At 61.3% G+C, this 11,457-nt stretch carries 11 protein-coding genes and 2 pseudogenes; all 13 read left to right on the top strand.

Translation table 11 applies throughout. From position 1 onward, the window contains the following. The first annotated feature begins 197 nt into the window (after positions 1-197). A complete protein-coding gene (locus tag AC1DYK_RS35000; protein WP_478170461.1) occupies positions 198-515 on the top strand; it encodes a toxin-antitoxin system YwqK family antitoxin in 318 nt (105 codons plus the stop codon). Between the two features lie 168 nt (positions 516-683). After that, entirely contained in the window at positions 684-953 is a 270-nt protein-coding gene (locus tag AC1DYK_RS34995; protein WP_478170460.1) for a hypothetical protein, read from the top strand. 207 nt (positions 954-1,160) lie between these two features. Further along, complete coding sequence (locus AC1DYK_RS34990) at positions 1,161-1,619, top strand: hypothetical protein (RefSeq protein WP_478170459.1); 459 nt, start codon at positions 1,161-1,163, stop codon at positions 1,617-1,619. Positions 1,620-1,913: 294 nt separating this feature from the next. Continuing rightward, positions 1,914-2,423, top strand: coding sequence for a DUF2199 domain-containing protein (locus tag AC1DYK_RS34985; protein WP_478170458.1), 510 nt, complete (start codon positions 1,914-1,916; stop codon positions 2,421-2,423). 690 nt (positions 2,424-3,113) lie between these two features. Beyond that, positions 3,114-3,485 carry a SpoIIAA family protein gene (locus tag AC1DYK_RS34980; RefSeq protein WP_478170457.1) on the top strand — a complete coding sequence of 124 codons (372 nt, stop codon included), beginning with the start codon at positions 3,114-3,116 and terminating at the stop codon, positions 3,483-3,485. A 773-nt stretch (positions 3,486-4,258) separates the two neighbouring features. Beyond that, a pseudogene (locus AC1DYK_RS34975) lies at positions 4,259-5,878 on the top strand (DUF1254 domain-containing protein). 64 nt (positions 5,879-5,942) lie between these two features. Continuing rightward, the gene (locus AC1DYK_RS34970) at positions 5,943-7,259 is read left to right on the top strand and encodes a metallophosphoesterase family protein (protein WP_478170456.1); all 1,317 of its coding nucleotides are present in this window, start codon (positions 5,943-5,945) and stop codon (positions 7,257-7,259) included. 31 nt (positions 7,260-7,290) lie between these two features. Next, the gene (locus AC1DYK_RS34965; RefSeq protein ID WP_478170455.1) at positions 7,291-7,752 is read left to right on the top strand and encodes a hypothetical protein; all 462 of its coding nucleotides are present in this window, start codon (positions 7,291-7,293) and stop codon (positions 7,750-7,752) included. Further along, on the top strand, positions 7,749-8,117 hold the full coding sequence (locus tag AC1DYK_RS34960; protein WP_478170454.1) for a hypothetical protein: 369 nt from the start codon (positions 7,749-7,751) through the stop codon (positions 8,115-8,117). Before AC1DYK_RS34965 ends, AC1DYK_RS34960 begins: the two co-directional genes overlap by 4 nt. A gap of 691 nt (positions 8,118-8,808) precedes the next feature. Continuing rightward, the gene (locus tag AC1DYK_RS34955) at positions 8,809-10,446 is read left to right on the top strand and encodes a LuxR C-terminal-related transcriptional regulator (RefSeq protein WP_478170453.1); all 1,638 of its coding nucleotides are present in this window, start codon (positions 8,809-8,811) and stop codon (positions 10,444-10,446) included. A gap of 120 nt (positions 10,447-10,566) precedes the next feature. After that, the gene (locus AC1DYK_RS34950; RefSeq protein ID WP_478170452.1) at positions 10,567-10,947 is read left to right on the top strand and encodes a cupin domain-containing protein; all 381 of its coding nucleotides are present in this window, start codon (positions 10,567-10,569) and stop codon (positions 10,945-10,947) included. Then, a pseudogene (locus AC1DYK_RS34945) lies at positions 10,944-11,252 on the top strand (class I SAM-dependent methyltransferase); the annotation flags it as partial. The gene AC1DYK_RS34950 and the pseudogene AC1DYK_RS34945, both read left to right, overlap by 4 nt. A gap of 115 nt (positions 11,253-11,367) precedes the next feature. Next, positions 11,368-11,457, top strand: a 90-nt coding sequence (locus tag AC1DYK_RS34940) for a transposase (RefSeq protein WP_478170462.1), incomplete at its 3' end; no start/stop codon positions are given.

Genomic DNA, 11,457 nt, shown 5'->3' with positions numbered 1-11,457 from the left:
GGGTAAGCCACTGTTCCCTCGAAGAGTGCTGAGCCCAAGCCTACGCCTGGTATCCGTTCATCAGATGGGTGCTGGCATGGCGGAGCTGCGCTATGACGTGAAAAAAGGAAGTGCGGCCGGTGTCGGCGCGGTGTGACAGGATGCGGCAGCACCGGACGTTCCCAACCGCCTGCCAATTCGCCCGTCAACGCCCAAGCATGACCATCGACGCTGACCTCAACATCGCCGAGATTCCCTACGATTCGGGAGCCATCAGGTTCCGCTACACGCGCTACTTGGCACCGGACAGCGCCCGCTGGATTCGACACGGCCTATTCGTGGCGTACCACGAGAACGGCGTAATGAGTTCCGAGGGAAGGTACATCGATGGGATGGAACAAGGCATCTGGCGCGACTTCCATGCGAATGGTCAGTTGGCGTCGGAAGGCAGCTACCACGATGGCCAGGAGGTCGGGACTTGGCGCTTCTGGGGCCCTGACGGCAGCGAGCAGCCTTCGACGCAGCACCACCCCTGACGGTCACTTCCGAAGCGCGTGCGCACTGACCGCACGGCGGGCAACAATCGGCCAAGACCGGACCTAGGCGGCGTCCTCCAAATTCGCTGCACGGACCCTGCGGAAGCGCGTGCACACCAACTGCTTGTGCATCAACAATCGGTCCATCAGTTTCACTGACGTACAGACATGGTTCCACTGCCGACGCAATTCAAAGACCTGCAAGGCCACATGGTGCGCGGCGATTTCTATTGGATTGACGTGCTCCTGTTCGACGGCACCGTGCATAAGGGACTGACCACGAATGGGAGCGAGATTCGTGGAATCTGGGATGGACAAGGGAGCGGTTCCTGGGAGCACCCCATCCCCTTCCAGGCGGAGGACATCCGTCGAATCAGGCCGCACAGTTGGTGGCCGTTCCGCGAGCAGATTCTGTCCTTCTCGGCACCCCCAAGATGATTTCCACCCGCATGGCGAAGGCCGGACGCGGCCAAGACCATACCTCTGAAGTTGGGGCGGCTTTCACCTCGAACGACACCCTCTCTGCGCGCCACTTGCCAACGACGGCCGTTCGGACGTCTTGGCTCGAAGGCCTTGTATAAACGACGCTCAAGAGGAACTGATGGAGCAGACGAGCAGAGGCTTTCATGACGTAAGCTCAGACTCATGACCCAACAGATTCCTGATGAAGATTGGACCTGCAAGTGCAAGGCTTTAAACGCTCCTGCTGCCGACGAATGCTGGCGTTGCAAGTTGTCGAGAAGCGAATCGATGTCGCCTCTGGAGACGCCAAAGGCCGTATTGTCGATGTCAGATGATGGAGTATCTGAGTGGCCAATCAGGGCCTTACTGCTTCGTTATGTGCAACGGGCCATCGAGATTAACTACCTCGAGGCAACCAAAATGGAAAGTGCATGGCTGACAGGCGTGCACGGCGACTACTTCACGGTTGCCAGAGATGGGAAAGGCGCAAAATTTCACTTCCCAATCCGTCACATCCTCGCTGCTACAGAGATGACCCCCTTGTCGGAAAATGGCCCGAGGGACGCACGACTGACCATCGAAGTCTATCGACAGGTCTTCGTCAAGGGTAGCATGGGAATGGGCATTGCTTTCCCGCTCTGAGAGACTGAATCCGGCCAGGACCAGTCATTCGCCGCCCGCGCTCAATTCGTCCGATAGCCGACCTTGAGCCGCCCCTCCACAATTTTGATGAGGTTTCATTCGCAGCAATGCGTAGTCCGGCCTGACCCATGAGGTCGCGGCTGTTGCTGTGGCAGGATGCGGCCAAGCGCAGCCGGTCGGCGGCGTCGCAGAATTCGGGGATAGCCGACGGTCGCGACGCGCGCACAACGATTTGAGTTCTGGGGTTGGGAGCGCTCGCGCGAGCAATGCATCTTTCGACACAATGGAATTGAGATGGCGTTCGAGTTTCAGTGTTCTTGTTGTGGTGAGGTCCACCGGGGGATGCCCTCCTTCGGCGCCGATGCTCCGCTGAACTATTTCGTGGTGCCGCAGGAAGAGCGCTCGACTCGTTGTGCACTTTCTACCGATGCTTGCGTCATCGATAATGAGTCGTACTTTGTCCGCGGCTGCATTGAGATTCCGGTCGAGGGAGAGGATGAGCCTTTTTCCTGGGGTGTTTGGGTTTCGCTCAGCGAGGCAAGTTACAAGCAATGGTTGGAAGCCTTTTCGGAGGAAACCCGCTCACACGTCGGTCCGTTTTTCGGATGGCTCAACGCGTACCTGAAGCCTTACCCTGAAACGATGAGCCTCAAGACTCGAGTACATCTACGCGATGGAGGCATCCGGCCCTTTATTGAACTCGAACCGACTGACCACCCTCTCGCTGTCGAGCAACGGGAAGGAATTTCTGCAGCGCGTGTCGCCGAGTTGTACGAAATGATGATGCATGGCCAAGGAGATTGACCTTTTCCCGCATTCGGCCAGGACCAGATATAGGGCTCTCGAAATGACGTGTAGACCAAGAGGGGCATGAAATGCGCTCGACTTCTTCGCAGATGTTTTCGCGGTGGCGCCCCGACAAGCAGTCGACGCGCCTGTGGCTGCTCTCTGTAGTACTCACCGCCCCTGTGTGGTTCTATTTCTTGCAATCTACTGAGCCGAGCGGAAGCAAACCAAGCCCGCTTGGTCTTTCGATGTTAGCTGTGAGCGCCGTCCTGATGGGCATTGCATCTGGCTCGTTGCTCGCGGCATTCGTGGTTACATTGCAAGTCCTCCTCGGGCGATTCGGAGGCACGGTTCCACTTGTTCTCGGACCGACAGCGCTGCGGGTTGCTCTAGTCATGTATGCCGTGCACGTTCTGAGTGCGGTCCTGCTGAGCGTAGGCCTGCGTTCACTGGGTGGACATTGGTTCTTGCCAGGGCCGTGGTATCTCGGACTTCTTCCATATGCGTGGCACTAGAGCCCAATGGCTCGGAACGGCCAGGTCCGGACGTTCGCTCCAACCGCCTGCTTGAAGAGCCCGAATTCAACATCACACCCCTCGAACCTCCGCTCGCACGCCGCGTAATCAGCGGCTTACTTGTTGTGCGTCCCAGGAAGCGGCATGGTCGGTCCAGACGGCGTATGGTGGAAGTACCCAAACGGAGAATCACATGCTCGAGTACTCGATAAAGCAGCCCGAGGGCATCTTGGTGCTCAAACCTGGCGCTCCACTGAGCAAGGAGGACTTCCGCGGTCTCAGCGTTGCTGTCAATGGCTATCTCTCCGACCACGCCAAGCTCAGTGGCGTTTTGATTCACTCGAAGGGCTTCCCTGGCTGGGAGGACTTCGGCGGCTTCACCGCGCACATGCACTTCGTCCGCGACCACCACAAGGAGGTCGAACGCATAGCAATCGTGACAGACAGCCACTTTGCCGGTATGGCGAAAATGCTCGGCACGCACTTTACGTCGGCCGAAGTGCGGCATTTCCCCTTTGCCGACGACGCGAAGGCGCTGGATTGGCTAGAAACCGCCGCGAGGTAGCCGCCGCCGGGGAGTTCTGGCTGGACCGACCCTACAGGTAGCGCCTGACGGCCCGCCGCAGACGTTCGACGTCGTCCGCCATGAGTGGGCCGATGAGACCGTGAGAATGTGTAAGGGTGGACTATGCTGTAGGCCCGACCGGACTTACGAGCGTTTGACGGCCGGGTTCTTCTCCGAAACCTCTTGACCAGGCACCGATGTCGACCTCACGCAAACTTTCCGCCTCAGCCGCTTTTGGCATCATGGCTTTGTTGTCCCTGGACGCTTCCGCAGCTGGCTGCGTAGCTGGCGTCTACCGCGCGGGATGCGCTGGCCCCAATGGCGCCGTTGTTGTCGCGAAGCCGCCGGTGGTCGTCCGGCCTGCTGCCGTGGTTGTACGTCCAGCGCCAGTCACCTGCGCGCGGGGCGTCTACCGCGCTGGCTGCGTAGGGCCGAACGGCGCTGCCGTCGTTCGGCGCTGAGGCGCGCCGCTGAGCCCTCGTCATCCGCCCAGACAAGCAGGACGGCGCACGGGACGCGCTCGGAAGACGGCTGGCGGCCAGGAGCCGACGTTGGTAGGCGTCCGCTTTGGGCACATCCAACTGCATCCAAATTTGATTTCCACGTACGTGGTGTAGGTGGCCGCCGGGATGGCAGCCGGGGCCCGCTTGTCTGAAAATGGCCCTCTGCGCAGGACAAGGAACGCCGAGGGCTAAGGTCGGAAGGGCCGAACTACTAAGTCTCAACGCTCCGCGTAGGCAGACTGCGTTCGTCGATATTCGAAGGGGTTGGGAATGAAGCTTCGAGTGGTGCTTTTTCCTATGCTCGCAGCCAGCGCCATGCTGCTTCTATCTCCTGGCGCTGTAGCGCAACCAATCCTTACAGTCCCAGCGGCGATTTCAACCCCGGACAAGGTCGAGACGCGCGTGGGCGCGCTCGACTTCAAGGATGGCGCACCGAGCAAGGAAACCCTGTCCAAGGTCTACGACACGCTCGATTTCTCGCACGCATACGAGGCATTCTTGAACACCATGCAGGGTGTGAATGCGGCCGCCGCTCGGAAAGGCTTGTTGGACGTCGGCGTGAAGGACAACGAAGTACTTGTGTTTTCCACGCTGATGGATTCGAAGTCCCTGTTCCTGACAGCCAACGCGGACACCGTCTACTTCATGGGCTTCATCGATCTGTCCAAGGGACCCATGGTGTTCGAGACGCCGCCGAAGGCGCTTGGCACCCTGGATGACATGTGGTGGCGTTGGATCATCGATTTCGGGCTGCCCGGCCCGGACCGGGGCGAGGGCGGGCGCTATCTGCTGGTTCCCGAGGACTACAAAGGGCCGCTACCGGAAGGCGGTTACTACGTTGCCCGCGTCCGTACCACTAAGGCGTTGATCCTGGGGCGCATGTTCCTGGAGAACAAGAGCGACCCGAAGCCCGCTGCCGAGTTGATCCGGAAGTTCACCAAAATCTACCCCTACGAGGTGGGCGGCGTCGGAACCAGCATCGCTGAGTTCCTCGCCGACAAGTCCCGCCTGGGCCGCGTCGTCTCGCCCCCTCAGACGGTGTTCCATGAAGGCAGCGGCAAGGTGATGAACACGGTTCCGCCCAATGACTTCAGCTTTTACGAAATGCTCAACGGCGTAGTGCAACAGGAGCCGGCAACGTCGCTCGACCCGGAACTGATGGGTCATGTGGCCGCCATCGGCATCGTCAAGGGCAAGCCCTTCTCGCCGGACGCCAGGATGAAACAAATCCTGACCGATGCGTTGGCGCTCGGCAATGCCACTTCACGCAGCCTGTTCATGAATCCCCGCGACCCGAGCTGGTTCTACTACCCGGGCTCGTCATGGTTCAACTTTCTGTTCCAGACCGGCTCTCAGTTCGAGACGCCCATCCCGCAGATCACCCGCGAAGGCGCCAAGCCGTTTCCGGCTACTGGCTATCGGACGTTGGATGCCCGATCGAGTTTCTTCTATGGGGTTACCGGCATCACCCCTGCCATGTCGATGCGGCTTCCCGGCATCGGCTCGCAATACCTCTTCGCCAGCCTCGATGCAGACAAGCAGTATTTCGACGGCGCGAAGACATACAAAGTGACGCTGCCGAAGGGCATACCGGAGGCCAACTTCTGGTCGCTCACGGCGTATGACAATCAATCGCGGTCGATGCTTGATACGCCACAACGTTACCCGCGTGCCGGCAGCTAGAGCTATCCGTCTCCCGCCGCTGAAGCCAACGCGGATGGCTCCACAACCGTCTACTTCGGTCCCAACCAGCCGGCTGGCGTGAAGCGGGGCAACTGGATTCAGACAATGCCCAACAAGGGTTGGTTCGTGATCCTGCGCCTCTACAGTCCGCTAGAACCGTTCTTCACCAAGGAGTGGCGCGTGGGCGAAGTCGAGTTGGTCAAATAGGCAAACCAGTCGCAAAGGCACCCCCTTTGAGCAGAGGTGCCCAACCAGAGAGAGGAAACCTCAAATGAACCTGTTAAGACGTTTCATCAAGTGTGCGATCACGATTTCTCTTGTGCTCGCATTCATCGGGCTTCGGCCGCTGGATGCGGCTGCCCAGCCAACGACGCCGGCTGCCGACTCGGCGTTTTCGTTCATTGCCTACGGCGACTCGCGCCCGATGATGAATATCCCGTCCAAGTACGGCAGACCGGAGGTCACCAAGCTGCTGGTCGAGAGTTTCGGCATTGTCCTGCCGGAGAAGGTCGCCGAAGAAGTCGTGCAGAAGAATGTGAAGTTGACCTTCGATCCGGTCACGAAGGAACTGATCCAGATCGTCATGCCGTTCGTGACGGCTTCGGAAGTCACGACCTTGAAGGTCAACAAGAGTTGGGTCACCGAGGCGACCGTGGAAGACGTGAAGCTGCTACCCGGCGTGCACAGGACGATGTTCCATTTGGCCGGCGGCGATTGGGTGACGCGCGAGATCGTGAAGGACGTCCAGTCCGGACGCGCCAAATTCGTGGTCAACGCCGGCGACGTCGTGTGGTGGGGAAATCAGGGCCGCACCGTCACCGACAGTCCGTACTGGCAGCGCGTAAATGACAACATGCTCAAGCTGCTGCCGCCGCCGGACAGCGAGATGCGCGCAGCCGGGCTTGAAGGCCGCTGGTTCGTGGGGCCAGGCAATCACGAGGTGTTGGGCGATCCCAAGATCGATGGCCTGCTGAGCACGGTGCCGTATCTGAGGAAGCTCGGCGTCACGCCGGACAACCTCATCTACAAGTTCGACTTCAACGGCGCTCGCTTCATCTTTCTGTGGAGCGGCGCGACGGACAAGGGGTCGCCCTCGCAGTGGTCTGGCGATCGGCCGAAGTATGCGGAGCAGATGAAGCAGATGCAGCAGTGGCTGGACGAGGCCAAGGCCAAGGGCATCAAGAAGGCCTTCATCACCTTCCACTACCCGGTGTTCGCCCGATCGGGCTTCGGCGCCATCCCCGCCCCGGACAATCCGCACAAGGCGATCGCGGCCTACGCCAAGGACATGGAGGTGGTCGTGTTCAATGGACACATCCACACCACTGAACTGTTCGACGTCGACGGCGTGAAATACTTGTTGCTGGGTGGCGGCGGCGCCGAACAGGATCCGATTCTGCCCGGCCGCCAGAAGTTCAAGGTGCCCGCGGATTATCCGCCGGACCTCTACTGGAAGGGCGAGCCGCTCCAGGAGGATTACAACTACGTGGTCTTGGACGTCAAACCGGGCGAGAAGACCAAAATGACCCTCAATCGCTTCCGGCCGGGGTCGGCCGAGCCCTTCGCGACGGTCGAGCTCTTCAAGTGAACAGGCCGGGCGCAGTGACAGGAGGGCTCTCATGGAGACCGCTCTCCTGATCATTCATGGCCTGGTGGCGGTCGCGCTGCTCGGCGCAATTACCCACCAGACACTGGCGACATGGGCGCCGCGCGCGCGGCCCGATTCGTTCTTCGGCCGTTTTCGCGCCGTGCCGGCCGCCTCGTACGCCAACGCCATCGTCGTTCTGTATGCGATCTCCGCACTGCTGGGCGGGATCGTGTACCTGTACTTCCGCACCGACATCAGGCCCGATCTCGAGCGCGCCGGGCATTGGCCGATCCTGGGCCTCTTCGACATCAAGGAGCATTTCGCCGCCATCGGGTTGGCGCTGCTGCCGGCCTACTGGGTGTGCTGGCGGCAGCCGCGTGCCGGCGACTCAACATTGGCGCGCGCGGCGCTGACCTCGATCCTCGCCTTCATCGTCTGGTGGAGCTTTCTGATCGGTCACGTCGTGAACAACGTCAGGGGCTTCGGCGCATGACGTCCTCACGGTTCCGCAGCTTCGCATCCGCCTACGGCGTATCGTTTGCGGTCCTCTACGTGGTCGCGCTCAAGCTGGATCTCGCGCTGTTCACTGTCTACCCCTCGCTGGGCGTGATCATCCTGGGCACACACCATTCGCAAGACATCGCCGCTCCCTCGATGGCGTTTCTTGCTCCCGCGATGTACTGGTACGGCTGGACCGCCACGGCCGCGCTCGGAGCGCTCGTGTTCGGCCTCGTTGCCGCGCTCTTGCCCGAGCGATGGACGCAGCGGGTCTGGTCGGGTTGGCAGTGGGTGGTTCCCTCGCTCGCGATGATCGCGTGCGTCTACCTCACACTGCCATGGTTTCGACTTTACATGTGAGTCGCCGCTGCGGGCTTCGAAGAGCTGCGCTCAAAGGACGGGGCTTCAAGAAGTCCGGGAACACGTTTAGGAGTCGCAACTGACCGTGGGAATCGTTGAAATTACCGGATGGCGACCCGGGTGAATGAAGGTCTCTTGCACGACGACCTTGCGAGCCGCTACGGGCCTGGGTTTGGCGGAGGCCAAAGCCGTTACCGATGGGGTGCTCCGGGCACATCGCCCGTGCGCAGCTTCGAGCCGAACGCATACGGGGGCCCTGCAGCCGGGGTGCGCACGCAAACTCTGAAATTTCAGAGCGTTCGTGCCAACTCAAAGGAGATCAAACCCGCGTGATGTTTGGTGCCTGCGCACCGCGACCATTCGCCACCGTGCCGTACGTTTCATCCATCGTTATGCTCTTTCTCCGGCTCTTAACGTCTGCTTCAGGGCATCGAGATTAGCGATGCGAACTTCCGGATTGGGCCCATAGCGGTCCTCTGTCTTAGCGATCCGCCCTCCCGAAAGCTGCCGCCGGCAACATAGATTCTGCGGAGAAGGTATCACCCCGAAACGACGATTCGGCGAGCGGGAAGTCCTTCCCGAGAAGCGATCTGCCTGATTGGGCCCTGAATGAGACTCGTGTGAGCCCTCAGTTGGGACAGCCGCAAGGTCCGGGGGCTATCCTTACCGGAGATCAGGCTCTCTGAAGGTGATGACCGTAGCCAACGCAATTGAACAGGGCCGCGAAGCCATGGCGCGTCGGGCGTGGGCGCGCGCCTACCGCGCGTTCGTGAGGGCTGATCGGACGTGTCCCCTCGACCCGCAGGATTTGGAGCATCTGGCCGTCGCGGCCTACATGCTGGGCCGCAACGACGATCACCTGGAGTGCATGAAGCGGGCACATCGCGCACACCAGCACGCTCGCAACCTGCCGCGTGCCGCGCGCTGTGCATTCTGGGCCGGCATCAATCTCGCGGTGCGTGGTCAGGCCAGTCACGCGGCTGGCTGGTTCGGTCGCGCGCAGCGCCTCGCCGAAAGCGGACCGCGCGATAGCGTGGAACACGGCTACCTAGTAGTCCCCACGCTTCTAAAGCGCGCGAAGGAACGGGACTGGAAAGGCGTGGCGGATATCGCGAAGAAAGCGGAACGCATCGCCGAACGTCACGGCGATGCGGATCTCTTCGCCCTTGCCGCGCACGAGCGTGGACATGCGCTGGTTCAGCTGGGGCGCGTCGAGGAGGGCTTGCGACTCATGGACGAAGTGATGGTATCCGTCTCGGCCGCCGAGCTCTCCCCGGTCGTGACGGGCCTGGTGTACTGCAGCGTCATCGCCTACTGCCAGGATATGTTCCAGCTGAGCCGCGCTCAAGCTTGGACCCAAGCCCTGACGGAATGGTGCGAGCAGCAGCCGGAAATGGTGGCGCACACGGGGCAATGCCTGCTCCACCGCGCCGAGGTCGCGCAACTGCTGGGCGACTGGCGCTTGGCATTGCAGGAAGCGGAGCGGGCGAAGACACAATTCGCGAAGGCGATGAACAGTTCCGCCGCGGGTCACGCACTTTACCTGCAAGGCGAGGTGCACCGGATGCGAGGTCAATTCGACCAGGCGGAAGCCGCGTATCGCGAGGCTGCCCGGTCCGGTTACGAGCCGCAGCCTGGCCTCGCGCTGTTGCGACTCGTCCAGGGCAGGACGACTGCTGCGGCCAGCGCGATTCGACGGGCGCTTTCGGAGACCACTGATCCGGTTCGTCGCGCCAAACTGCTTCCAGCCAGCGTGGAGATCCTCCTGACCGAGGGAAGTACCGACCAGGCCCGGGCAGCGTGCGTCGAAATCGAACAATCATCCAAGGGCCGCAGAAGTGAACTGCTCGACGCACTGGCCGCCCACTCCCGCGGTGCGTTGGAACTCGCCGAGGCGAAGCCGGACGCGGCGCTCGGTACCCTGCGGCGGGCCTTCGAGGCATGGCGGCAGCTCGAGGTTCCCTACGAAGCCGCGCGCGTGCGCGTGTTGATCGCAAAGGCTTGCAGCATCCTCGGGGACAAGGAAACCGCGGAGCTGGAGTTGGACGCCGCACGAAGCGCCTTTTCCGAATTGCGCGCGGCGCCTGACCTCGCTCGCGTGGATGCACTCGCTCGAGGGACCGCGTCCGGATCGGCGCATGGACTGACCAAACGCGAACTCGAAGTGCTCCGCCACGTCGCCGCGGGCCTATCGAACAAGGCAATCGCCCGGGACTTGGCGCTGAGCAGCAGGACAGTCGATCGCCACCTCAGCAACATCTTCGACAAGCTCGACGTGTCTTCGCGTTCAGCTGCAACGGCCTTCGCCTACCGCGAACGGCTGATCTGACATGAGATGGGTGGAAACACCCATGGCTTCGTTTCAGCACGCTGGGCGGTTCACGCGATGCAGGCAGCACACCGAATCGGTACCTTTGTCTTCATGCCCGACTCTTAACGGAGACACGACATGCCAAAGGTATCGCGCAACACCGCTTCACATTCAGTGCAACTCGAAGGATTGGATGTGCAACTCGGCCACCTCGAAGGAGGATATTCCGTGTGCTTCGAGAAGCACACGGCGGACGCGGAGCTCGGTGCACTATTCCGCGGCTTGCCCGGCGACCGCTGCCCACTGCCGCGCTGGGGCTACGTGCTCAGCGGCAAGGTGAGCTTCGTCTTTCCCGACCACAAGGAAACCTTCGAGGCCGGGGACGCGTACTACGTTCCTCCGGGTCATATTCCGGTGCACTACACGGGGACCGAGATCGTGGAATTCAGCCCGACCGACGTCCTGCAGGAGACGATCAAGGTCGTGATGTCGAACCTGCAACGGGGCGGAACCTCATGAACTACCGGCTGGCTTACGCCATCGGCTTCCATCCGTGGGAGGCCGCCGCCGCCGATCCGCCATTCGTCGCAAAGGCGGCGCAGATGTTCGACCGCGAAGAGCGGGGCCGCCAGCCGCCTTACGGACGCGCGCTCGATCTCGGCACCGGGAGCGGCATCTGGGGAATCGAGCTCGCGAAGCGTGGCTGGCAGGTGACTGGCGTAGACCTCGTCGAGAGAGCATTGCGTCGTGCGCGTGATCGAGTGCGCGGGGCAGGCGTGGAGATGAAGCTCGTCCGGGGTGACGTGACTGCGCTGGGCCGCGCAGGCATTGGCGACGGTTTCCGTTTAATGCTCGATACGGGTACATTCCACGGCCTTCATGACCTGCCCCCTCCCAGCCGTACCAGCGTAGTGGCAGCGAAGTCCGTCAACTTGGAGAATGACGGACATGAGAAAGAGCAGATACACCGAGGAGCAGATCATCGGTTTCATCAAGCAGGCCGAGTCCGGCTTGCCGATCAAGGATCTC

Source organism: Variovorax sp. P2_H12, from assembly GCF_056403395.1.
Note: the sequence above shows the minus strand (reverse complement) of the source record. Positions and strands in the feature narration are given on the sequence as shown.

Coding starts and splice junctions, on each gene's coding strand:
- AC1DYK_RS34980 (WP_478170457.1), top strand. CDS start 3,114: ATGCTCGAGTACTCGATAAAGCAGCCCGAGGGCATCTTGGTGCTCAAA.
- AC1DYK_RS35000 (WP_478170461.1), top strand. CDS start 198: ATGACCATCGACGCTGACCTCAACATCGCCGAGATTCCCTACGATTCG.
- AC1DYK_RS34955 (WP_478170453.1), top strand. CDS start 8,809: ATGACCGTAGCCAACGCAATTGAACAGGGCCGCGAAGCCATGGCGCGT.
- AC1DYK_RS34960 (WP_478170454.1), top strand. CDS start 7,749: ATGACGTCCTCACGGTTCCGCAGCTTCGCATCCGCCTACGGCGTATCG.
- AC1DYK_RS34995 (WP_478170460.1), top strand. CDS start 684: ATGGTTCCACTGCCGACGCAATTCAAAGACCTGCAAGGCCACATGGTG.
- AC1DYK_RS34990 (WP_478170459.1), top strand. CDS start 1,161: ATGACCCAACAGATTCCTGATGAAGATTGGACCTGCAAGTGCAAGGCT.
- AC1DYK_RS34950 (WP_478170452.1), top strand. CDS start 10,567: ATGCCAAAGGTATCGCGCAACACCGCTTCACATTCAGTGCAACTCGAA.
- AC1DYK_RS34970 (WP_478170456.1), top strand. CDS start 5,943: ATGAACCTGTTAAGACGTTTCATCAAGTGTGCGATCACGATTTCTCTT.
- AC1DYK_RS34965 (WP_478170455.1), top strand. CDS start 7,291: ATGGAGACCGCTCTCCTGATCATTCATGGCCTGGTGGCGGTCGCGCTG.
- AC1DYK_RS34985 (WP_478170458.1), top strand. CDS start 1,914: ATGGCGTTCGAGTTTCAGTGTTCTTGTTGTGGTGAGGTCCACCGGGGG.